This window comes from Neobacillus canaveralius, assembly GCF_047237705.1.
Lineage (GTDB): Bacteria > Bacillota > Bacilli > Bacillales > Cytobacillaceae > Neobacillus > Neobacillus niacini_K.
In genome coordinates this window covers 3327929-3353400 of record NZ_JBDFLL010000001.1, presented here as the reverse complement: position 1 = coordinate 3353400, position 25472 = coordinate 3327929, and the positions used below count along the sequence as shown (strand labels likewise).

Sequence of the window (25472 nt, the reverse complement as noted above, 5' to 3'; positions counted from 1 at the left end):
GATTAGTATTATGTATGAAATAATGCAGTATTTTTAAAAGATAGAAAGGAAGGAACATAATAATGGCCATGAACATGATAAACGTGATAAATGATTTTTCTTCCCCAAAATATGATGAGCATCGAATGGCAATCGAAAAGTTGCGTAATAAAGGACGCAACTGGGATTTTATTAAATATTACGGCAAGCAGGATGAAGAAGGGCTGCAGAATAAACTCGAACAATTACAAGAAGATGATATGATTCCCGAAGATTTGAATGCACCAATCTGGTTAGCAATTGTAGAGTTTTTGCGGGAAACAGCAGAGCGTGAACAAATGATTGAAGAGAAAATTGCCAATAATCGCATTTTAAGTCTTCGGCAAGATAATGATTTGACAATCCCAAGTGGTGCAGCGAGTAGTTGGCAATTATATAAGAACAAGCTGATCAGACAAGGCTGGACTGATGAATCGGTAAAAGATATTGAAAATACAACAATAAGTATTTTAAGAAAGCTCCGAGTAGAGACTGATAATCCGATTAAAGGTTTAACTATTGGTCATGTACAGTCAGGTAAAACAGCAAGTATGGCAGCTTTAATGGCAATGGCTGCGGATTGGGAGTTTAATTTATTCATTGTTTTATCGGGGACAATCGAAAATTTGCGTAAACAAACAGAAGATCGTCTAATGAGTGATTTAAAAATATCAGGCAATCTTTCTTGGGAACGTTTAAGTAAGCTCTCATTAAAGTCAAATTCTTCGCATAAAGTAAGCAGCCTTTTATTAAATAAAGGGTCACGTGAACGTTACTTAAATGTATGCTTGAAAAATAAAACTCGTTTAAACGATTTAATCCTTTGGTTAAAACAAGATGGCAAAAAGCTTTCACAAATGCGCATTTTAATCATTGATGATGAATCAGACCAAGGTGGAATCAATACAAATGATGTAAATGATTCTTTAGCCGAACGTACCGCATTGAATAAAGCAATTGTAGAACTAGTAGATATTCAAGCAAATGATGGTGCAAAACCGTTAAGTATGAATTACATCAGTTACACAGCTACACCTTATGCTAACTTTTTGAATGAGGCATCAGAAAAGTCCCTATACCCCCGTGATTTTGTTGCGGTATTAAATCCAGCGAAAGAATATTTTGGTGCAAAACAAATTTTTGGATTAGAGAATAATGAATATTATCGCGGGCTACCCATCGTACGTGAAATAACAGAAGATGATCGTGATTTAGTCAATAGTGTTCATAAAGAAGAGGAATCATATTTACCGCAATCGTTTGAAGATGCACTCCATTGGTTTTTATTAGCGACTTCGATTATGCGCTATCGCAAATATAAAAAGCCGATTAGTATGCTTGTCCATACGAGTCAAAAGCAAATACATCATCAAATTTTTGCGAAATTAATTAACAGTTACTTCCGTAGTACACCGAAAACACAAATCATTGAATCATGTCGGGTACTGTATGAACAAGAGCAGAAAAAGTTTACAAAAGAAGACTTCGAAATGGAATTTGAGGTGTACCCAAATAAAGATGAGGTGAAGGATTATCCACCTTTTGAAAAAATCGAAGAAGAGCTAAAGCGTTTAATCCGTAATCAACCTTCGCACATCAATGTGTTAGAAGAGACAAAAAGCTTGGAATATCATGACGGTCTTCATTTATGTATCGATAACTGCGCAAATAATGGGATCACGGAAGATTTAGAGCATGTCCGTTTAGCCTATCCAGATCCCAAATCACCCAATTATCCAGCACCAGCACCAGCATTTATTGTTATTGGTGGGAGTACGTTATCGCGTGGTTTAACAATTGAAGGCTTAGTAAGCACCTATTTTCTCCGTACGACATCTCAGGCAGATACATTACTTCAAATGGGGCGTTTCTTTGGCTACCGTAAAGGTTATGAAATGTTACCGCGTATTTGGCTGACAACAGATACAGAGGCGAAGTTTAGGTTTATGGCGACCCTTGAGGAAGAATTACGTGAGGATATTGAAACCTATATTTTGGAAGGTATGGATGCCAACGATTACGGACCTAAAATTAAAAACTCACCAAAACTGTCATGGCTGCGTATTACAGCGAAAAATCGAATGCAAAGTGCAGAGGAAATCGATTTAGACTTCTCTGGCACATCGACTCAATCGATTCTATTTGAAGATGATGCAGTTATTCAACGACAAAATATTGAAATAACAGAGCACTTTTTACATCGCCTGGGCACACCAAACGAAACACGTAATGGTCGTGGTCTTTATTGGGAAGATGTGCCATTCCAACAAATTTTGGATGACTTCTTCCATAAATTCATGTTTAGTAAACAGAGCGAATTCTCCAATATGGAAACCTTTTATCAATGGTATCAAAAGAAAGAAGCCGAAGCCGGCTTTACGAATTGGAATGTGGTGCTATCTGGTACAGGTAAGTTAGATGATGATGCACATAAACAATGGTTAGTCGGTGGTCGTGGAGTGGGACTGATTACACGTAGTCGTCGTGGTTCGGCAACCGGCGAAAAAATTAATATTGGTGTGTTACGTACGCCATCGGATTTATATGCAGATATGACAAAAGAGATGTATGACTCAATTCCAGATGAATTTAAGTTAACGAAAGCTGGGAAAGAAGAGCGTGTACGTATAGAAGATCAATTAGATGAAATTGATCAAAAACAACCTAAGAAAAGTGTTGTCAATGAAATACGTAAAGCAGCGGGTATTGGGTCAACTCCGCAGCTACTTTTATATCGTATTGACCAAAATTCGAAATTTGAAGGAAAACAAAGCCCAAATACAAAAGAAGCCAATAGACGTTATGACTTAAATGCTTCAGAAGATCTAATTGGTGTTAGCTTATTTGTGCCGGGGTATCGTTCGGGCAAAAATTTAGCGACAAAATTGTCTATTCGTATTGAAAATCCAATGGGAGAGTCTGAAACGGAAGAAGGAAAAGAGTAATGAAAATCGAAATTGCAGAGTTTGGGAAAATGTCCCAATCAGGCAGTTCATTATTAAAACTTATTCAAAATAACGATTTACCGATTTTAGATTTACTTGTACGCGAATCTGTGCAAAATAGTCTAGATGCTGGTATTCGTGTAGAAGGTCATGATTCTGTTTATGTGGACATTGGCATCAAAGATGTCAATGTCCCAAACTTTGCTAAACATTTAGATGGAATTACAGATCGATTAAACGCAAAGTTTGGAGCCACGCCACAAAAGGCGATCTATATTGAAGATGCCAACACAACCGGCTTAACGGGGTCATTAGACTTTAAACATACGCCAAACGGCAATATTTTTAAACTAATTTATGGGATTAGTATGGCACAAGAAACACCAGGTGCCGGGGGGTCCTGGGGATTAGGGAAGACTGTCTATTTCCGTGTAGGCATTGGCTTGGTTGTTTACTATTCACATATTTTAAATGACCATGGTCATCACGAGCATCGTTTAGCTGTGACATTAGTAGAAAATGAGAAATTACCAAATCCAATTATTCCAAAATCTGCTGGAAAAGTCCCGAGCGGAATTGCCTGGTGGGGCCAACGTGTAGCACAAGATAGTAATGATACCATTCCAATTACAGATGAACCAATGATTCGGAATATTTTACAATCCTTATCTATTGACCCGTTTGAGGGAGAGCGATTAGGGACAAAAATCATTATTCCATTTATAGATGAACAGCAGTTGCTTATTAAGCATGACATCAATCCCGATGAAAACAAACCGTGGGAATCGAATGCAGTAGATTATATTCGTATGGCAATGCAACGTTGGTATGCACCGCGCTTGGCTAATAAAAAATATACTTATGGCAAATATTTAGATGGACATATCAATGGAAAGAGACTGGAAAAGGATGATTTTTTACCATTATTCCTTGAGCTACAAATGATGTACAACGCAGCTGTGCTCGGTGGTAAATCAAATCGTTATATCGTCAATGATATTCAAATCCGTAATTATTTTGAACGCAATAAAGTAAATAACGCAGGGAGGGTGGCATATAAAAAGTTCACGAAAAAGGAGTTGGATATGCTAGCGCCACTGAATGGTCCGAGCCCGTTTACATGTGTGAATGAAAAAAATCCGCTTGGCGAGCAAAATGCACCGTTGATGGCTTATGTGAGAAGACCAGGAATGGTTGTCAATTATGAAACAAATGGCGAATGGTGTAAAGGACTTGGAGCTACAGAAGGGCACGAATACTTAGTGGCTATTTTTGTGCCAAATTCCGATACAAAGTTACTGAATCCAGATAAAGATGTCATCGATTTAGAGGCGTATTTGCGGAAAAGTGAAATGGCTGACCATACCTCATGGACAGACATTATTTTACAAAGTAAGCCGCTTGATATTGTTGAGAAAATTCGCTCACAAGTTCGTCGTAAAATTAAAGCTGCATATGAAAATAAAGAAGAAGTAAAAGAAAAGCAAGGTATGAACACACTAGCACGTAATGTTGGAAAGTTGCTATTACCACCGACTGGATTTGGTCGTCGTGCTTCTAGTCGTAATCGGGCTGGAGGTAAGAAGCCTTCTACTATTAAAGGTAGTGGCGGCAATAGTTTTACGATTGTATCACAAAAATATTTAGATACTGGTGCTTTAGAAATTCATTTTCAAATGAAACTAGCGAAAAATGTCACTGTTTTTACAATAGAGTTATTTATTGCTTCTGAAGGTGGAAAAATCTCAGCAACAGACTGGGAATCAGCAGATAGTGTAGGGACACCATTCCCAGCACAAATTACACGCATTTCTTTCCCAGATACGGTTGGTCTATTTGGTCGATCCACGGCTCAAAAAAGCGAAAGCAAAGTGTTGCATGCTGTACGTATTGAGAAAAAAGACAAGACTGTGGAATGTACAGGCATTTTAGTATTCACTTGTACGGACCCTCATGTACAAGTCGAAATGTCGATGAAGCCAGAAGGAAGTGTAGACAATGGCTAATAAGGTTAGTATGAATCGACTTTATGATGAGGCGATGGAAGAGTTGTTAAATGTCTCGGTTGATTTGCAGTTCTTTTATAGAGATGAAGATGGTTCAAAGCATGACCTCATTCAAACAGAAGACTATGAGTATAAAACTTTATTGAGTAATGACGATGATAGCTGGGACTATGTAGAAAAAGGTTTTGGGCTTTCAGGCAATGTAACGTTGAGTAATCCGTCTAGTTTGTTTGGTCCTACGCAATTGGTCAATGCAGATGCAGAGTTAGGGTTAGCATTGCAATGGTTGTCAAAGCAATCTTCGCAGCGAGGTGTAATACCGCTTTCAACCATTACAAGTACAACTCCAAATGAAGTGAATATACCTATTGATTATTATTTCCTAAAGGATAAACTGTTTGGTGAAGTTCATATTTCGCTTGTTGTTTATCTGAAAAGGGCGAGCCGTAATAGTATGCGAGGCCAAGCACAATTAACAGGAACTATTTTAGGTAAGTTAGTAGAATGGGTTGTCATTTTAGATGGTTCTGGCTCGACGTTCCCGATTGTGATTGTTAATGAACCGGATAAACCTTTATGGTATGTCGATTTCAATTATTCGGAGCCGTTAGTCGAACCGTTTGATAAAGAATATATTACGATTTATTTAAATAAAGCGCATGGTGCATACACATCGATTCAAAAACCGAAAACGAAGCTTGATCAAACATTGTATGTTGAGTTTTTAGCAGGTGCCTTGCAGCTTATTTTTCAAAACTTGATGGAATGTCCGGATTGGCAGGATATTCAGGAAGGGAGAAACTGCGAGGAAGGTTCTATCGGGCAAGTCATGCATTATTTTAAAACAACACTAAATTGGGATTTCGATACGCCAGAAAAACTAGCGATGTCTCTACGAAAAGATTTAGAAACAAGAGTAAAGACAGGTGAAATGTAATGTGGGAAAATATAGTCTATACAAAAGCACAAGCAAAATTTAAGTTTCAACAAATTGAGGCCGAACCAGAAAACTGTGCACCTCGACAAGTCAAGGGACCTTTTGATCAGCTGCGTGAAATTATGTTGAACGAAAAGAAAAAATTTTTAATGGATGAAATGAAGAAAATTAATTCTTATGCATTTGATTTGCATATGGGTTTGATATTGTACCGTATGCTAAATGAAGACTACAGCTTTAATGAGAGATTAGCAGCTCAAGATGAGATATGGCGTTATTTATCATTGGAAGTATTTCCTGATTTAGTATACCAACGTTTTGGAATGAATGATCAACGTTTTTATAAAGGAACACGTCGTATCTGGTTGAAAAGTATTTGGTGGTATATTCATCTTTCCTGGCAGGGAACAGAGGAAGAAACATTCGATACATTAAAAGATAATTCGGCAGATGAAATCCTTCAGCTACTCGATCGTTCAGGTAGTGGTGGTTATCGTGTGGAACTAACACGGGAAATGATGCACCAGTATAGATCACATGCTAGTAGCAAAGTGCCACAATTATTTCGTCGTATGTTGAAATTAAACACAGCACGGTTAAATATGATTGAACCTAGTTTAGTAGAAGGTGGCATAAAAGCATATGTAACAGATTTGTATAAGTATTTTTTAAATGACTTTAGCAAAATTAGAGAAAAGAGTCTAGTATATGGAAACCATACAAAAAATTAGAGAAGGCTTCGCTTATTTTAGAACATCTGCAAAACATTCCACTACATTAAAAGAGCAGTATTATTGGATTGTAAAAATTGATGGTATGCAAGGTGTTGCCATTGAAATCCCGGCAGATAAACATGTAAATGAACAGTTCGCCAGTATTGCTTATTATACAAGAGAATATGTAATTGGTGGTGAAGAACGCCATTTATTAATGCTCGTATCAGATCATCCTAAGTTATATGATGATTTTGCGATTATTTGTGCTGGCTTTTTAGAGAAGGTACTCGATGCAGAATCGTATCAAGAAATCCTACAGAATCCAATTTCTTGGTGGCATGCGATGAAAGAATTGTTGGGCAATGCCAATATTGAAAAAGCAGCCTATAGCGTACTAGCTGAAATGTTAAGTTACTATTATTTGTTGAAACAAGAAAAAGAGGTTTCCTGGGTAGGGCCATTTGATGGTTCTGTTGATTTTTATTGTAATGACGGTGGCTATGAGGTTAAATCGACTGTAGCACGTTATGGTTCACAAATTACTATTAATAGTCAATATCAGTTAAAAGCAAATTATTTATTATTCTATCGTTTTGAGCCTGATGTATATGGTATTTCGATTCAAGATATTGTTACAAAATTAGTAGAATTGAACGTAGAAGAATCGGAAATCGAACGTGCACTTGAAAATCTAAAATACCCAATTGGCAGTGAAGTTCGTACAAAATCATATCGCCTGCTCGAAGTAATGAAATATGAAATCGATGAAAGCTTTCCAAAAATCGTACCAGAAAGTTTTATAGATGGCCAATTGCCTAAACATATTAGTGGACTGATTTACAAATTAGACTTAGATGGTTTAAATGGGGAAGTTATTGATTTAAAGGAATTCTAGTAGAAATAGTCGATGTTTTTATAATAGCATCGACTCGACTATCATTGATGCTTCCAACAAAACTCTTAATAACAACTCAAATACTGCGTTTAGTGGAATTGACAAATTAGCCTTGATAGAACTAATAAGGCTGCAATTGACTTTTGATTAGTTTTTTGATGTTTCCATCGGAGTATTTCGAGATATCTTAAATTCCTCTATTAGCTATTATAATGAAATAGTCTTGACTTGATAAAAAGTGCATTAAATTAAGATTTTTACGGCATTATGATAAAACTAAATGGAATCAAAAAAGATAACTTCCCTCAGCAAGTCGTTAATTGCTAGTTGGTGAAAGTCCTACCCCAAGTAAGTACAAGAGGCTGGGTAGCTGGCAGGCGACTTTTGAAGAAATCCTAAGGCTAATGCCCTGTGACAAAGAGATTCTCTTTGAGGATGCAATAATTCCACCAATGGTCATATAGCAAATAAAAAATCTCCATTTCTATCCTCCTCTAGAATAATAATGTTTTTACGATATATTTTTATGTTCATTTTTTCCCTGCATTATAAAACAAAAATCAAGAATATTAAAAGGAAATTAATGTTATATCTATTGATCAATCAACTGTAGCAAAATGAACATTTTTTTATGTTGGTGTTCATTAAACTAAGAGTTGTAGTAGGATATCTGCAAATAATTTAGTTAAGTTATTTTAGTATAAAACAAGACCATCGACGTGAAATGTGTATTAAAATATCCAAGATCCGAAAATGTACTCTGCTATTTCAATTTTAACCGGGAACGCTTTGAGGTTTCTATTTATTATAAGAAATAAGACCATATTCTGATAAATAATTAAATCAACCCACATAAATGTAAATAATTACATGATTAGCTATAATAAAGGTATATTCAATATTGGAGGTAACATTAAATGCCTATTTATAACAAATTAGTACGAGATCGTATCCCTGAAGTAATTGAAAAGACAGGAAAAAAGTTTATTACCAGAATATTAGATAGTGAAGAATACAAAAAAGAAATAAAATCAAAATGCTTTGAGGAACTAAATGAATACATAAATGCAAAAAATGATAAAGATGCAGTTGAAGAGTTAGCTGACCTATTGGAAATTATCCATGCTCTTGCTGAATGTCATGGAACGAACATTGAACAGGTGGAACAGGTACGGCAGGAAAAGGCAGAGAAGCGAGGTGGATTTAAAGAGAAAATCTTCCTAATAGAGGTTGAGGATGAGTAAGATTCAATTAATTACAAGAGACTTCGGTTCACATTTAAATGACAAAATAGAAGAAGCGAATACCATGTGTGTTTTGTCTTCATTTGTCATGAAATCAGGGGTTAAATTTATTAAAGATGCCTTGAAGAAAGCTGCACAAAATGGAGCGGATATTAAGATTTGTACTGGTGATTATTTATATATTACACAGCCGGAGGCTTTAGAAGAGCTGCTTTCAATTGATGAGCGTATTAGCATTCGACTATGGAAAAGTAATGGTACTTCATTTCACCCAAAAGCATATCTTTTTCAATCCAATGAACATGATGTTTTCTTTATTGGTTCTTCCAATCTTTCAAATTCTGCTTTGAATCGAGGCATTGAATGGAATATTTCTGTGAGTGACGAGAAAGAGGTTTTTGATGAAGCACTAATGGAGTTTCTTGATATTTTCTACTCTGATCAAACGGTCCCTTTAAATAAAGAAACCATCGAAGAATATCGAGCTAATTATGATGAGTATAAGCGGAAATATCCAAATCTGGTTCAAAAATGGACGGAACTTGAGGAACAAGAATTAATGCTTCTTGCAAAAAAGGATAGTCCTGAAAAGCCTGAAGTCGTATTAGAACCAAAGGTATCTTATGGTGAGATACTGCCTCGTTTTGCGCAAATTGAGGCTCTAGAAGAGTTAAATAAGACTTTAGAAGAAGAATACAACAAAGCTCTTGTTGTGATGGCTACTGGACTGGGTAAGACCTATTTGGCTGGATTTTTTGCACAAAGCTTTACCAAGATTCTCTTTATCGCTCATCGAGAAGAAATTCTCTATCAGGCAAGAGATTCTTTCAAAAGAATTATGCCTGAAAAGCAGTATGGTATATACAATGGCAAGATAAAAGAAGGTGGAGCAGATGCGATATTTGCTTCGATCTATACACTGAGCATTAAAAAACACCTTGAGCAGTTTAGAGCGGATGAATTTGATTTAATTATTGTGGATGAATTCCATCATGCTGCAGCGGATTCTTATAAACGTGCGTTAGATTATTTTCGGCCGAAATTTTTACTAGGGATAACAGCGACTCCTGATCGAAGCGACAATAAGGATGTATATGCGCTTTGTGATGGGAACGTTGCATTCAGATTAGATTTCTTGGAAGCGATTAACCGTCAATGGTTAGCACCCTTTACCTATTATGGTGTATATGACGATACAGACTATAGTCAAATAACATGGCTGGGAAATCGATATGCAGAAGAGGAATTACTGCAAGTTCAATTAAGAGAAGAATTAGCTCAAAAGATACTACATGCGTGGGAAGATAAGAGGCAGACTAGAACACTTGGATTTTGTTCTTCCATTAGACAAGCCGACTATTTATCAAAATATTTTAATACCCATGGCTATCATACTGTTAGTCTCCATTCTCAGCAAACTGGAATCAGTAGAAATCAAGCCATTTCGCAACTGGCAAAGGGTGAAATGGATATTATTTTCACGGTTGACCTTTTCAATGAAGGTGTAGATATTCCGGCCGTAGACACGCTTTTATTTGTCAGGCCGACGGAATCATTAACCGTATTTACTCAACAGATTGGCCGCGGACTGCGGCTGCATTCTCAAAAGGAAAAGTGTGTAATTATTGACTTTATCGGAAATTATCGTAATGCGGATATAAAATTAGGATTATTTGATACACAACTTAATGAGGGTAAACCTAGAAACATCCAACCAACATTACCGGGCTTTTGTGAAATTGATTTGGATATTAATGTCATCGACCTTGTTAAAGAAATGATCAGAAAGCGACAACCAAGAAGAGAGAAGCTGTTCCAAGATTATATGGATTTAAAGAGGGATATAGGAAGAAGACCTACATATTTGGAATTACATTTAAAGGGAGCTACGGATTCACCGCAATATCGACAGGAGTTTAATTCTTATTTTGGTTTTCTAAAATGGGCTGAAGAATTAACTGAGCGAGAAATTGAAATATTTGAAGGGTATGAAAATTGGTTAGTTGAGGTAGAAAAAACAGGGATGGCTAAAAGTTATAAAATGGTTGTTTTATTTGCCATGCTCGAACGCGGAAAATCGAACTGGTTCAAGCCTATTTTTTCAAAGGATGTAGCACCTTTCTTTCATCACTACCTTATGGAAAAAGAACATCGCAAAAGAATTGATTTTTCCGATAAAGGAGCCAAGAAATTATGGAATTATGATGAAAAAGGTGTCAGCAAACTGATTGCTACCATGCCGATGACAAAATGGAGTGGCAGTTCTAAGGGATTAATTTCCTATGAAAATGATGTTTTTCAATTAAACCTTGATGTAACAAAAGAACATGAGGATACTTTATTCCAATGGACAAAGGAAATTTGTGAATATCGTCTTCATTATCATTTCGAACGGAAAGCACGAACACCATTGAGGCTATAATATTATTAACAAAGGGCTGCTAAAAAAAGCGGCCCTTAGATATTTATATACTTCTATAACCTTACAGTAATTCTTACCAATAAATATGTCTATTATTTTAAATTGATGGGTGTTATGACTGTGGAAATGAGTATCGTAGAAACTCTCTTAATTTTTGTGTTTTGTTATTCCAAAATGAAAGATAGTTGACAGTACACCGTGTCTAAAATTGGTGGTGGACTACAGTGTACATGTTATGTATATATATTTGAACACTTTTATAAAATTAATTAAAATATAAAGAAAAATTTCAGCAGATTTATGCTGATTATTGAATTAGAATATTGTTTATAGCTTGAACTGCAGCCCTTTTTGGGTCATCGTCATCCCAACCATGTCCTATTGGGAACTCTTCTAAAATATGCTGTACTTTGTTAGCTCTTTTATTTGCGAACGCTTGGATGGTACCATCCGAATAATGGAAAATCTCTATGTAGTATTGTTGACCTTTATATTCATAATTTTTCCAGATGTCTAAATTAATAATCTCAATTGTCCTGTTATTCATAAGCCAACCCCATTTAATTAAGAATAATTTCAGTTAATGATTTTGGTATTGTGATCCTTTTTGCTCATTCAAAGTCATCTGTAATATCTTCTAGAAGTTGTAGGAAGTTACTTTGTTTTTCAATTTCTTTTAATAAATCACTAGGTAGCATATTTAGAGCATTAGCATATTTACCAAAGGTTATGATATTTGGAAAATGTTCATTTCTTTCAAGATTTGATAAGGTTTTTCTGCTCAAGTGGCACTTAAAGGCAACCCCTCTTGTGAAAGCTGTCTAACTTTTCTTAATTTCCCTAAGAGTGTTCCAAATTCAACGGTCTCATTATCCATTAAAGGTATTCTCCTTTTTAAGACCATTACATAATGAAGTGTTAATATGCACCACGTAGTAAACTTCTCAAAGTTTGCTCCGTGTTAAAAATTTTGGCCTTTGGAAAGTCGTTAATTGAAACCTTTGGATAAGAAAACTTTACACATAAAAGGATTTTAATAGGGGTATTCGAAAGTATTAGAAAAAAGAAAGGTTATTTAAACAAGAGTTTTAATATTAATTAATCTTTTGAATGGAGTGGTCATCATTAAACGAAGGTACTCTACGAACCTCTAGTATTTGGTTGAGGCAAAAGATAACATTGAAATGATGAGGTCCCGATGATAATTATTTCTCTAAAAATACGCAAAAAATCCTCTAGCCCTTATTTGGGGCCTAGGATTTTTTTGCTTTATTTCTTTTTAAGTACACCCTTTTTCACAAGATTAATAAGCGTTCCCATATTTTTATAGCGATTATAGGCAATTAATCTATTAAGGTCCTTTATGGTTAATCTAGTAGGTTCGATTGCCAGTTCAAATTCCTCTTTTACTTTTTCAATCAACAAAAGCGCATATTCGATCTGCTTTGCTGATAACGTGTATTCTTCATCCTGGTTGGAAACTTGATTTCCCTTTTCAGCGAGTGTAGTTTCTAATGCAGCAGCATGTTCCTTTAACTTTGATTCGACTAATGCCTCCACGTCCGCTTGACTTATTGATTGATTTTGAGGAGTACTAATAGGTTGATTTGATTTAAAAAACTTTTCTATTAAACCTTTTAACAATTCGTTCACTCTACTTTCTTTGTGTCCTAACATTTTTTGTCTGGTCTTATTTTCCCATAATACTATTAATAAAGTAATATAATGTAAAACACAATACTTTTGGGAGTCATTTGTTAATTTTGGTAGAAAGTAGTCATAGAATATCGATTAATTCTTAAGAAACTAGAAGTATTTTGTAATATTATGGGTGAAATGACCTAATTGTAGTATAATGGAGAAAATTGCAATTATTGGAGCGGTTGTTATGGCTATTACGATTCCCGAGACAATTCGATCATCTGCGACAACAGGGGAGAGGCTGTTTTTTCGAACGCTTAAGACCTTTTTACCAGACGATTACATAGTTTATTATGAACCTGATATACAAGGAAGAAGACCTGATTTTGTCATTATTGGGCCCGACCTTGGCATTGTTGTATTAGAAGTAAAAGATTATACGAAAAATACCCTTTTTCAGATTAACCATGATGAATGGCATATCGTTACTACCTCTGAAGATCAAGCGGTGATTAAAAGTCCAATGAAACAGGCAAGGGACAATATGTTTCATGTGGTTGATACATTGAAAAAGGATAAAAGTCTAATTCAATTAGACGGAAAATATAAGTTTCAATTAAAGTTCCCTTATGGTCATGGGGTTGTTTTTACGAGGCTGTATTCTAAGGATTTTGTCCAAGAGGGACTTTATTCAGTCATTGAGCCGAATCTTTGTTTTACCAGAGATGAAATTGACCCAGACAAAGAGGGATTTTCAGAAGAAGTATTAATGGAAAAGATCCTCAATATGTTTGTCGTTCCATTCCGTTTAAAGGAATCGCTATCCATAGAGGATATCAATGCGATTCGTTATCACTTATTTCCGGAAGTACGGATTAGTGCTGAATACAAGCCACCTGTACCATATCAGGACCAGCTTCTGTTATCCTTACATGATATTAAGACAATGGATCTTCATCAGGAGAATTTAGCGAAACAGATAGGGGATAAGAATCGCTTAATACGTGGAGTTGCTGGTAGTGGGAAAACGATTATCTTAGCAAGTCGAGCAAAGATGTTATCAAAACAGAATCCAGACTGGAAGATTCTCATTCTTTGTTACAATATTTCTCTGTCGAATGCGATCCAGCAAATGATCCATCATATGCTCAATGAGCCAGAGGATTTATTTGATTTTGATCCAAACGCTAAGTCTGTGAAAAATGAGAATATCATTGTGAGGAATTTTCACTCCTGGTTAAAGAATGATTTAAGGATAAGGGAGCAGCAGCTTCCAAATATCATAGAAAAACTAGAGAAAGATGAAGCGATTTTACCTACATATGATGCCGTATTGATTGATGAAGGACAAGACTTTGAAGCAGACTGGCTCCGATTAGTTAGTTTACTGATTAATGCAGATACACAGTCTCTATTATTAGTAGAAGACCGCGCTCAGACTATTTATCAGCGGAAGCGTTCTTACCTTGAAGATACAGGTCTAAGTTTTCGTGGAAGATCAAAGGTTCTTTCTATTAACTATCGGAACACCCAGCAGATTGTTAAATTTGCTTGGGAATTTTACCGCAATCATTCGATGTTTAAGAATAAAGTGGTCAATCGTGAACTAGAGGGTGAGATCATTGCCCCACAGAGTACCAAGCGGAGAGGTCCAGAGCCTGGTATCGTAAAGGCAGCTAATTTTTTTGAGGAAATGAGAATTGTAGCTCGCTCTATAAAGAAATTACATATGGATAAAAAAGTACCGCTAGAGGACATCTTAATTCTTTACCGTGTTAAACGGACTCATAAATATCCTATTATTGATATTATTAAGCGGTCCTTGAAGGATGAGGGATTAGCTTACTTTTGGATTACGGAAAACGACATCTCAAAACGCTCTTATGAAAAAGATGATGGTAAAGTTAAAATTAGTACGATTGATAGCAGTAAAGGATTGGATTTTAGAGCGGTTTTTATTGTTAATGTGGATTCTATGCCATTTCCGCTTGAGGAGAATAAGGAAAGGGAAGTTTCACTTCTTTACATTGGAATGACAAGAGCTAAAGAATACTTATGCCTCTCTTATTCAGGAGAATCAGAGTTCACTCTACATCTTGACAGTATTTTGGAAGATAGGAAACAGAAGAAGATTGATATTGGAAAAGTAAATTAATTTTTATACAAAAATGAGCCTATATATTTGTATAGACTCTTTTTGACGATATTAGAAAAGAGTTCTGCAGTAATTATTTTTCGCTTTTTTAAATGGATTAAAGGAACTTAAAAAAAGGAATTATAAAAGAAAGACAAAGGAAAATTAGTGGTTATTGGAAAAATGGAAAGAGGTCTTTTAATTGAAAGATAAGTTAATACATATGAGGGATAAACTTAATGATATTAGTAGGCGTAATCGTTCTATCCGATTATTGAAACTATATAATAAGTGGAGCTTTGATGTAACGGAACTGGATACCCTAGCCTTGTTATCAAAGGAGAAAGTAAGTTCACTTGTTGTTGAGCAAATTATTAATCAGTCTAAAAATGAAATTACTATACTTAAGCCCACCATTACAAATGAAAAGTCCATGATCATTTCTAAAAAGCTTACTGACTTGTATAGAAACATAAAAGCAATTGAAGAGGAAACAGGAATCCACGATTTTTATTTGGGTTTTCCTTTTTTGTCAGGGAAACTTTATGATGGTACGTTTTTTCAAGCTCCCTTATTTTTATATCCGATTAGACTAGAAAGAAACAATGTAAATTCACAAAAATGGGTATTAAAACTAGATGAAGGCAGTCCACAGATTAATCGCACTTTGTTTTTAGCATTCAAAAAGTTAAATAATCTGACGTTTGCCGAAGAATTTTTTGAAAAAGCCGCTGAAATTTCAACGAATTTCAATTATGATGAATGGCTATCCTTTATGAAGGAAAATGAAATGAATGTATCGTTTGTTCCAAAAGGAATAACGAAATTACGTGAATATAAAACAGATGAAGTTCCTGAAGTAGCGAATTTAACTTTATTGGAAAATGCCATTATCGGGAATTTCCCTCAAGGAGGTTCCTCATTAGTAAAAGATTATGAGGAACTAATCGAACTTTCAGAAGAAAGTGATTTGTCTCTCGCTGGAGAACTTATAGACCCACTAGATCATGATCTTGATAGAGATGGAGATCAAGTTGAAAACGAAAAAGACAAGATACCGGAAAAACTCGAGATTTTGAATCTCTTACAAGCCGATGGCTCTCAAGAGGAGATTTTGGTTGAGGCACGCTATAAAAAAGGTATTGTTGTCCATGGGCCACCAGGGACAGGGAAGTCGCAAGTAATTGTTAACTTAGTTTCCGATGCAATTAATCAAGAAAAGAAAGTATTAGTTGTATGTCAAAAACGAGCTGCTTTGGATGTGGTAAATCAACGATTAGAAAGTGTGGGATTAAGTAATCATGTTGCACTAGTCCATGATGAAAAAAATGACCGAAAAAAGCTCTATGCAAAAATTGGTGCCCTGCTTGAACAAAATCAAGTTGCATATGAAAACGCAATAAAAGATTTAGCTTCCACCTCCAAGAAATTATCTACTCAGGAAGATTTATTAAATAAAATTGCAAATGCTTTATATGAGTACCAGGACTTTGGATTAAGGCTTTACGATCTGTATGGATTAGCAAAACCTATTGAAAATACCAATCAAATCATTGATTTAACGGAATTATTATCAGCATTAAATAAAGATGTTTTAGAAGATGTGTCTGAAAAAGCCTATACCTATGCTGAATGGTTTGAACGGTACGGAGATGATGACTACCCATTAAAAGAAAGAAAGTCCTTTGGGAATTTTAATATGAAGGAGAAGTTAGAAGCGATTGAATTGCTGAACGAAATAATTGAAAAGGCAAAAAAGTCAGTTGAGTACCTGGATTCATTAGATCATGAAAAAATTACTCCAGCTTATACGTGGTTAATTGAAAATAAACTCGATAAAATTTATCCGGATATAGAAGATGGTACTAAAAAAACATTACAAGGGCTTAGACTATGGTGGTGGACCTCATTTTCCGGTAAGACGATTATAGAAGAATTATTGGAAGGACAAAAGTTCAAAGGCACGAGTTCGCCGGAATGGTTGAAAATTAAAAAATCTCTCATAATGATGAATCAATTGGGTAAAGTTACAAAAACAATGGCTGAAGAAATGGACAAGCTTAAAAAATATCTAAGTGATTCAACCATTGAGGGTTATAAAAATAGAATATCCGAAGGGGATATCCCTTTAATTGAATTAGATAAAATTGTTGAATATTTCCATCGGGATTTCGAAGATATACAGCAAATGGATGTCTATTGGAATCATTGTTCGGAACTAGAGAAAAAGGTCATTCTTTTACTACAAAAGAAAAAAACAACGAATGAATTAACCCTTTCTGACTATTGGGTTGAATTATTTAGAAACTCTGCGTATGTTCAATGGATTGACCAGACCGAAAAGAAATACCCAGAGGTGCAAAAAGTTTCAACCAATGAATTTTCAAGGATAAGAGAATCTTTCGCAACACTAGTTGAAGAGAAGAGAAAGATTGCCACACATTTTTTAATAAATAAACTAACAAAAAAAGTAGAATCAGCTCAATCCAACCACCCAAAAGGTATCAGGGAGTTAAAGCATCAGGTAGGTAAGAAGAGACAGGTTTGGTCGCTTCGAAAATTAGTCAATCATTTTGCCGGTAATGGACTAGTAGATATCATGCCTGTATGGTTGGCATCCCCTGAAATTGTTTCATCTATTTTTCCATTAAAGGAAGCGATATTTGACATCGTCATTTTCGATGAAGCCTCCCAATGTACAGTAGAAAGTGGCATTCCGGCGGTTTACCGTGCGAAACAAGTTATCATCGCTGGAGATGAAAAGCAGCTACCACCTTTTAATATGTTCCAATCCTCCATGGTATCGGATGATGAGGAGGAAGAACAATATGATACAGATGATTCACTTAGCTTATTAAACTTAGCTAAGAGAAGATTCCCGGAGAGGTTGCTGCAATGGCATTATCGTTCAAAATATGAAGAGTTAATCAATTATTCCAATCATGCCTTTTATAATGGGCATGTTCAAATTGCACCTAATGTTGTTCCTTTCAAAAATCCGCCAGCTATTACATGGAAAAAAGTGGAGGGTATATGGATTAATCAATCCAATGAAGTAGAAGCCATTGAGGTCGTAAACATATTAAAAGATCTTTTAATTAAGCAGCCTGGAAAATCAGTTGGGATTATTACCTTTAATGCAAAGCAGCAAACGAAAATACAGGATGTTATCGATAAAAAATTAATGGAAGATCCGGAATTCAATTCAGTTTATAATCAGGTCATGGCAAAAGAACTGGATGAAAGAGTCTTTATAAAAAATATCGAGAACGTTCAAGGTGATGAACGCGATATTATTCTTTTCTCAATCGGTTATGCCAAAAATGAGGAAGGTAAGGTCTATAACAGGTTTGGTATGTTAAATCAAAAAGGTGGAGAAAATCGGTTAAATGTTGCTGTTACAAGGGCAAAAGAGGGAATCATTGTGGTCTCTAGTATTGAACCCGAAGAACTTAATGTTGCAAACACCGCCCAAATGGGACCCAAATTACTTAAAGCATATTTAAAATATGTTAAAGCTGTATCAAACTCACTTGTTGACCAGATTAAGGCAGTTATTCAAGAAGTAAATGAAAATGTGAATACACATGTGCAAGATTTAGAATTACATTTTGATTCTCCATTTGAGGAACAGGTGTATAATCAATTGAAAAATTTAGGATATGAGGTGGCTACCCAAGTAGGCATGTCAGGTTATCGAATTGACTTAGCCGTTTTTCATCCGCATGACTCTTCCAGATACATCTTGGGAATAGAATGTGATGGAGCCATGTATCATAGTTCTGCGAATGCAAAGGAAAGAGATGTTTACCGACAACGGTTCCTTGAAAGTAGAGGATGGACCATTGAACGAATATGGAGTCGAAATTGGTGGAAGAACTCATCTACTGAGATAGAAAGAATCGATCAGAAAATAAAAGCATTAGTAAAAAGTCAAGATGTTCGAGATAGAGTGGTTCATAAATAATATAAACCGTAGTTCCTATAATAGTGATTTTAAATTGACAAGCCTATTTATGTTTTTATAGGCTTGTTTATTTTCTGACTAAATCGAGGTAAAAGACTATCAAATATTGAGTTATTAAGATATCGCTTAATTTATTACTTTCCATATTTCTCACCACTTAAGAAAATCTATAAGGAGTAAACTTGCATTTATTTTACTAACCGCTATTTTTTGTATAAAATAATACAGTTAATGGTTAACAGTTTCTACATACTAAATAATATTAAAAAGCAGACTTTCCCTATAAAACGTCCACACTAAAAATGAATGTGGGGAGATCAATGGCACACAAGATATAAAAGGTTAAATTGAGAGGGAATTTTTCGATGAATACATCATTAGAAATGCTGATACATTTGTTTGAACGAGCTGCTTTGCTGTTGATTAGTCTGTTTTTCATGATTCGGATTCCGAGATTTAAGGAATCTCTTCAAAAAGATCAACATTCTCTCATAGAGCGGCTTGTGATTACACTTATGTTTTGTTTATTTGCTATTTTTGGTACCTATTCTGGGATTAATGTCGAAGGTTCACTGGTGAATACCAGAATTATCGCCGTTGTTTCGGGAGGTATTTTGTTTGGTCCCTGGGTGGGGATTATTTCAGGTGTCGTCTCAGGCATCCATCGCTATTTGATTGATATTGGCGGAGTCACATCCGTCCCATGCTTATTCACCAGTATTATTGCCGGTATTGTTTCTGGATATATTAATCGTAAGGTGAAGAGGTCGTTGCGTTGGATCTACGGAATCATTGCTGGAATGCTTTGTGAAGTATTGACCATGCTATTGATTCTTGCCATATCAGAGCCATTTTCACTCGGTTTGGATATTGTTTCAAAGATTGCCTTTCCAATGATTGTCGGAGAGGTTAACATTGGTCTGATTATCTTACTTGTCATGAGTGTTGAGGGAGAAAAGGAAACAATTGCGGCACGACAAGCCAAGTTAGCATTGGATATCGCCAACAAGACACTCCCATATTTTCGCTCGATTAATACTGAGTCTCTAAGGAAGATATGTAGGATTATTAATAATGAAATTAAGGCAGATGCAGTGGCCATTACAGATAATCATAATGTGCTCGCGTATGTCGGCTTTGGAGAAGAGCGATATGTGACGGGTCAGGAAATTATTAGCGATTTGACAAAAGATGCGATTCGAACGGGGAAGTCAATCATTCGAAATCAAATTGCGGATGACCAAACGCCTCAAATTCACTCTCTGCTGATTGTCCCTTTTGAGGAACATGGAGAGGTGACAGGAACCCTAAAAATCTACTATCGCAAAGCCAATAAGATGACGTATTCACTTCAGACAATGGCGATTGGTTTATCACAGATTATTTCTACTCTCATGGAGGTTTCCCGAATCGAACAGATGAAGGAAGCAGCAAATAAGGCTGAGTTGAAGGCCCTTCAAACAAAGATCAATCCGCACTTTTTGTTTAATGCCCTCAATGCGATTGCCTCCACGACACGAAAGAATCCGGAAAAGGCCAGAGAGTTGATTATCAATCTATCTGGTTATATGCGCTACAATTTAGAGATCAGTGATCAATTGATTGACATCCATAAAGAATTGGAGCAGGTCCGCGATTATGTGGAAATTGAAAAAGCCCGTTTCGGCAACCGTCTGACTGTAGAATATGATGTTGATGAAGTAAATGTAAACATACCAAGCCTTCTTATCCAGCCGTTAGTAGAGAATGCCATTGTTCATGGCATCTTAAAGAATAAAGGTCCCGGAGTTGTAACCATATCAGTCAAGGATTTGGGAGACAAAATCAGGGTCACCGTCAAGGATACAGGTGCAGGGATCAGTGAAGATGTCATCTACGATTTGCAGCATGATACGGTGCCTGCGAACAAAATCGGCTTGTATAACGTTCATCAACGCGTCAAACTGATCTATGGAAATGGCCTGGTGATTCACCGACTGTTACCGGGAACAGAAGTTTTTTTTGAAATTGTAAAGGAGTAATTATGAAAGCGATCATTGTCGAAGACGAAATTCCAGCTCGAGAAGAATTGGAGTATTTAATAGAAGCCTATAGTGAAATCGAAGTGACTCATTTCTTTGATGATGGCTTAGATGTGTTGAAATTTCTACAAGAGCAAGAAACAGATGTCATCTTTTTGGATATTAATATACCATCCCTTAATGGTATGCTCTTGGCTAGTACCATTAGCAAATTTTCCAAAAGACCGTATATTGTCTTTACCACCGCCTATAAAGAACATGCGGTAGAAGCATTTGAGCTTGAGGCATTTGATTATGTTCTAAAGCCCTATGATGAGAAACGGATTGCTGCGATGTTAAATAGGCTTGAATCTGCTTATAAACGAGATCAAACCGAGGTGTTGATCCCAGAAAGAAGTCTGAATACAAGGGGGCAGGAAGAAAAGGCCCATACAAAGGCTTCTACCCGAATTAATTTAAAAAAGAACGAGAAAATCATCGTAACCGATGCAAATGACATTTATTATGCGGAAGCAAGTGAAAAGGTGACATTGGTTTATACACAGAATGAGGTGTATACGATGCAGATGAGTATCTCGGAATTTCATGCACATCTACCTGAGGATATGTTCCATCGCTGTCACCGATCTTACTGTGTTAACTTAACGAAAATCCGCGAAATTGTCCCATGGTTTAATCAAACCTACGTGCTCCGACTTAAAGATCTTAACGCGGAAATTCCTGTAAGCAGAAGTAAGGTGAAAGAGTTTCGACAAATCATGCAGCTATAATCTCCATTCATTCCGAATAATAAGCATTTCATTCTGAAACCGATTTCTTCCTCTTTTTTCAATGATATGATGATCACGTGAACAAGATAATTAAAAATTACTCATGATAAAATGATCATTTTAGTTGAAAGAAAAGAGGAGAATGTAATGAAAACAAGCTTGGATCGTCGATGGTTGATTGTTATCGGGACCATTATCGTACAAATGGGATTAGGTACTATTTATACCTGGAGTTTGTTTAATCAGCCATTGGTAGATCATTTTGGCTGGAAGCTTAATTCCGTATCATTTACTTTTTCTATAACCAGCCTAGCCTTGGCTTTATCTACGTTAGTGGCGGGCAAGCTACAAGATAAATGGGGGATACGCCGGCTACTTACAGGTGCTGGCATTGTGCTTGGAGCAGGATTAATCATTAGCTCCCAAGTATCATCCCTGTGGATGCTATATATTCTGGCTGGTGTCATTGTGGGTGCAGCGGATGGTACTGCCTATATCACTTCATTATCAAATTTAATTAAATGGTTTCCGGAACGTAAAGGATTGATATCTGGTATTTCGGTTGGAGCATACGGGACAGGCAGTTTGTTATTCAAATTTATTAATGGGTCATTCATCGAATCGGTCGGGGTTACACAAGCATTCTTTTTTTGGGGATTAATCGTCTTAGTTATGGTCGTAGGTGGTTCCTTTTTAGTAAAGGAAGCAAAAATTGCTCAAGAGTTGACCGTCCAAAATGGCATTGTTCAAAAGGATTACACCGTGAAAGAAATGCTGAAAACGAAGGAAGCGTATCTCTTATTTGTGATATTTTTCACAAGCTGTATGAGCGGATTATTTCTGATTGGAATTGTGAAGGATATCGGTGTTAAAATGGCGGGGCTTGATATTGCTACAGCAAGTAATGCCGTGGCATTGGTGGCAATATTTAATACAAGTGGACGGATCATTCTTGGAGCATTATCCGATAAAGTTGGTCGTCTCCGAGTGGTATCATGTGCCTTACTGGTTACATCAGCCGCAGTTACAGTATTAAGCTTTGTCCCTCTTAACTATGGATTGTTCTTTGCATGTGTTGCAGCGATTGCGTTTTGTTTTGGCGGTAATATTACCGTATTTCCAGCCATCGTAGCGGATTTCTTTGGTTTAAAAAATCAAAGTAAAAACTATGGAATTATTTATCAAGGATTCGGTATTGGTGCCATTTCTGGTTCTTTTATCGCCACTTCATTAGGCGGCGTAATCCCTACCTTTAAGCTGATTGCCGTTTTAAGTATTGTTTCGGTCATCATCGCTCTCATGATAAAAGCACCTGGCAATGGAAAACCAACTACGAAGGTTAAAAGGAATACTGGTAAAATCAATAGCCTCACACCGGATACACGTGCAAGTTAATAATGGAAAATTGTGTTGAAGTAAGAAAATATTTTGGTGAGGTTCTCTAAAAAAAAAATCTCTTTTGTGCAGACAGATAGGAAACTGTCTCACAGAAGGGATTTTATTTTTTAAATTATTTGTTAAAATTTACTTAGTTATTACTCTGGAAAAGTATAAGTATGGGAGACAATAATGAAAAAATTTTATGTTGCATCATTTTCAAAATGTAGAGGTAGTTCGAATTGTTAGCGAACAGTTAAAAAATAAGGGCTATGTTCAAACGTATGATTGGACAAAAAATAATAAAGCTTCGACAATCGAAGATTTAAAAGAAATTGGTCAAGAAGAGAAAAAAGCAGTAATGGAAGCAGATTTTTTAATAATGTTACTACCAGCAGGTAAAGGAAGTCATATTGAATTTGGTATTGCGTTAGGGCAAGGAAAAAAGATATATCTTTACTCTCAAAACAATGAGGTAAGTAACTTTGAAACAACAAGTACATTTTATCATTTATCTGAAGTTGAGATAGTGATTGGAACTATTGATGAGTTATTAACCAAAGTGACAAACAGTAAGGAAAAACAAAAAGCAATGGAGAGCTAAATCCATCGCTTTTTATTTTGTTAATTTAATGTTGAAACAATTACTTATTTTTATGCTAATTAGGTTACGAATTAAGATTTTCTACTCGAAAACTGAACCCGTTACTCGGAAGATAGACTCTATTATAATGTCTCAGCTGATATTTATTAACCTGCTATATTATTTGGTTGCTGCTTACCAACCATATCTTTACTCTTTTTCACATTGATTTTATTAATGGAAAGGGTAATGAGAAACGAACTGATTAAACTTCCAGCCATTGCGATGATAAAGCCACTCATATTATTGGATAAAAGTGGTGCCATAAAGGATGGAACATAGGCTGTTCCTCGGACATCAAACAGTCCCACGAGTAATCCGCCAAATCCGGATGAAAGAATGGCTCCCGCAAAGATATATTTGTTTGAAAACATAAACGGATAAGCGGCTTCGACAAATGTACCAAAGCCCATATTAATGGCAAATCCAGGTGCTGCCACCGCTGATTCGCCTTTATCTCGTGGAGAGACAATATTGGCTAGGGTAATGCCAGCTGACACCATTACTAGTCCTACCATGTCAACGGCACCTAAAAAGCTGTTCCCAGTCTGTTCCATTTCTAACAGCACAATGGGCAGGATTGCTGCGTGATAGATGCCGCCTATAATCGCTGGCCAAATTAACAGCCCTGCAATGAGACCAGCGATTATCCCGTTAGTAGAGACAAGCAGGTCCAGTAATGAGCGGATTCCTTCACCCAGCCATAAGGCGACAGGGGCGATGAGGAAGAACACAGCCAATCCAGAAATCAGCCCAGCAATTCCTCCTGCTGCGATATTGACGGTTGTTGCGGGAAACTTCCATTCAACACATTTTCTAAAAATGTATTGGACCAAAAGCCCTGCTAAAATACCACCGATAATACCTCCAATAATTCCGCCTTTCACCGATAATACACCTGCAACAATTCCTGCCACGATTGAAACATCATCAAGGTCTGCCACTTGTTTAGCTGCCACGACAGCAAGAATAACAGGTAGAGCATTAATCATCAGATCAAATACTTCTCCAAGCATCGTTAATCCAGGAATTTTACTCAACGCTAAAACTAGGGCCATGGCAATAAAACCTGGAAGAGAAGAAAGCATCATTCCACGAAGGTTGATCCGTTGAAATGACCGAACAGAGGATGTCTCCAGCTGATTGCTATCTATTGCTTTTCCGATGACAGGACGGTAAGGAACACCAAAATGTTTACTTAAGGAAGTAAGAAAGGTAACGGCACGTGTTCGATTGGTTGTTCCCGTTGTTCCTGATGTGGAGATGACATTTAAACCCTTTGAAGCGATCGCAGCCATGGAGGTTCCACCTGTTCCAGTTGCAGGCAATTTCTTGTCAGCAGCTGCTTCAACGGCGCTTTTATTGGCTCCATTTGGATCCGCACTCATGAAAATTACCGCATCGATTTCATTATTTGTAATCTTTGCTGCAATTTCGGAATCAAGATGGGAAGCAGCTTTGTTTATGTCAGCAATGGTTCCTCTTGCTATGACAGTTGGTTTATGAATACTATCATCCCAACTATACAATTCAGCCGTGGTATCTTCCTTCACGGAATCCATAGAAGCTTTTGCTGCTATGAACTGTAGTGACCCGCAAACCATACCGGCAGCATCGATTTGCAATAGAAGCTCTTCTAATAGTTTTTCAGGTTCTTTTCCTCCCAAATAAAACAGGTTACCGCCGCTGCTTCCCAGAATTGCGACTTTCTTTTTTGTGGATATTGTATCCATATC

At 36.3% G+C, this 25472-nt stretch carries 17 protein-coding genes; 13 read left to right on the top strand and 4 right to left on the bottom strand.

Annotation, left to right across the window (positions count from 1 at the left end):
• Positions 1–62: 62 nt before the first annotated feature.
• From ABC255_RS16855 to ABC255_RS16825, 7 genes are all read left to right on the top strand, one after another.
• On the top strand, positions 63–2963 hold the full coding sequence (locus ABC255_RS16855) for a Z1 domain-containing protein (protein ID WP_412995243.1): 2901 nt from the start codon (positions 63–65) through the stop codon (positions 2961–2963).
• A complete protein-coding gene (locus ABC255_RS16850) occupies positions 2963–4969 on the top strand; it encodes a hypothetical protein (RefSeq protein WP_412995241.1) in 2007 nt (668 codons plus the stop codon). The genes ABC255_RS16855 and ABC255_RS16850 overlap by 1 nt, the downstream gene beginning before the upstream one ends.
• Positions 4962–5906 (top strand): hypothetical protein, encoded by a 945-nt coding sequence (locus ABC255_RS16845; RefSeq protein ID WP_412995240.1) that lies wholly within the window; start codon positions 4962–4964, stop codon positions 5904–5906. Before ABC255_RS16850 ends, ABC255_RS16845 begins: the two co-directional genes overlap by 8 nt.
• Positions 5906–6637 carry a DUF6339 family protein gene (locus ABC255_RS16840; protein ID WP_412995238.1) on the top strand — a complete coding sequence of 244 codons (732 nt, stop codon included), beginning with the start codon at positions 5906–5908 and terminating at the stop codon, positions 6635–6637. The genes ABC255_RS16845 and ABC255_RS16840 overlap by 1 nt, the downstream gene beginning before the upstream one ends.
• On the top strand, positions 6615–7517 hold the full coding sequence (locus ABC255_RS16835) for a PD-(D/E)XK motif protein (protein ID WP_412995236.1): 903 nt from the start codon (positions 6615–6617) through the stop codon (positions 7515–7517). The genes ABC255_RS16840 and ABC255_RS16835 overlap by 23 nt, the downstream gene beginning before the upstream one ends.
• 917 nt (positions 7518–8434) lie before the next feature.
• Positions 8435–8761, top strand: a complete 327-nt coding sequence (locus ABC255_RS16830; RefSeq protein WP_412995235.1) for a phosphoribosyl-ATP pyrophosphohydrolase — start codon at positions 8435–8437, stop codon at positions 8759–8761.
• On the top strand, positions 8754–11183 hold the full coding sequence (locus ABC255_RS16825) for a DEAD/DEAH box helicase family protein (protein WP_412995233.1): 2430 nt from the start codon (positions 8754–8756) through the stop codon (positions 11181–11183). The genes ABC255_RS16830 and ABC255_RS16825 overlap by 8 nt, the downstream gene beginning before the upstream one ends.
• Positions 11184–11490: 307 nt before the next feature.
• Here the strand turns inward: ABC255_RS16825 and ABC255_RS16820 are convergent, their stop codons facing one another.
• The 3 genes from ABC255_RS16820 to ABC255_RS16810 form a co-directional block, all read right to left on the bottom strand.
• Entirely contained in the window at positions 11491–11730 is a 240-nt protein-coding gene (locus tag ABC255_RS16820) for a hypothetical protein (protein WP_412995231.1), read from the bottom strand.
• 64 nt (positions 11731–11794) lie between these two features.
• On the bottom strand, positions 11795–11968 hold the full coding sequence (locus tag ABC255_RS16815) for a hypothetical protein (protein ID WP_412995229.1): 174 nt from the start codon (positions 11966–11968) through the stop codon (positions 11795–11797).
• A gap of 484 nt (positions 11969–12452) precedes the next feature.
• Entirely contained in the window at positions 12453–12836 is a 384-nt protein-coding gene (locus ABC255_RS16810) for an ABC transporter ATP-binding protein (RefSeq protein WP_412995227.1), read from the bottom strand.
• Between the two features lie 235 nt (positions 12837–13071).
• Between ABC255_RS16810 and ABC255_RS16805 the strand changes: the two genes are divergently transcribed.
• The 6 genes from ABC255_RS16805 to ABC255_RS16780 all read left to right on the top strand — a co-directional run bounded on the left by ABC255_RS16805 (position 13072) and on the right by ABC255_RS16780 (position 23697).
• The gene (locus ABC255_RS16805) at positions 13072–14979 is read left to right on the top strand and encodes a 3'-5' exonuclease (RefSeq protein ID WP_412998573.1); all 1908 of its coding nucleotides are present in this window, start codon (positions 13072–13074) and stop codon (positions 14977–14979) included.
• 202 nt (positions 14980–15181) lie between these two features.
• Positions 15182–18925: an AAA domain-containing protein gene (locus ABC255_RS16800; RefSeq protein ID WP_412995226.1), complete on the top strand. Its 3744-nt coding sequence runs from the start codon at positions 15182–15184 to the stop codon at positions 18923–18925.
• A gap of 365 nt (positions 18926–19290) precedes the next feature.
• Positions 19291–20946 carry a LytS/YhcK type 5TM receptor domain-containing protein gene (locus tag ABC255_RS16795; protein ID WP_412995224.1) on the top strand — a complete coding sequence of 552 codons (1656 nt, stop codon included), beginning with the start codon at positions 19291–19293 and terminating at the stop codon, positions 20944–20946.
• Positions 20947–20948: 2 nt separating this feature from the next.
• On the top strand, positions 20949–21716 hold the full coding sequence (locus ABC255_RS16790; protein WP_412995222.1) for a LytR/AlgR family response regulator transcription factor: 768 nt from the start codon (positions 20949–20951) through the stop codon (positions 21714–21716).
• A 147-nt stretch (positions 21717–21863) separates the two neighbouring features.
• On the top strand, positions 21864–23111 hold the full coding sequence (locus tag ABC255_RS16785) for an L-lactate MFS transporter (RefSeq protein ID WP_412995220.1): 1248 nt from the start codon (positions 21864–21866) through the stop codon (positions 23109–23111).
• A gap of 187 nt (positions 23112–23298) precedes the next feature.
• Positions 23299–23697 (top strand): group-specific protein, encoded by a 399-nt coding sequence (locus ABC255_RS16780; RefSeq protein ID WP_412995218.1) that lies wholly within the window; start codon positions 23299–23301, stop codon positions 23695–23697.
• Between the two features lie 146 nt (positions 23698–23843).
• Here the strand turns inward: ABC255_RS16780 and ABC255_RS16775 are convergent, their stop codons facing one another.
• On the bottom strand, positions 23844–25469 hold the full coding sequence (locus tag ABC255_RS16775) for a PTS sugar transporter (protein WP_412995216.1): 1626 nt from the start codon (positions 25467–25469) through the stop codon (positions 23844–23846).
• Positions 25470–25472 lie beyond the last annotated feature (3 nt).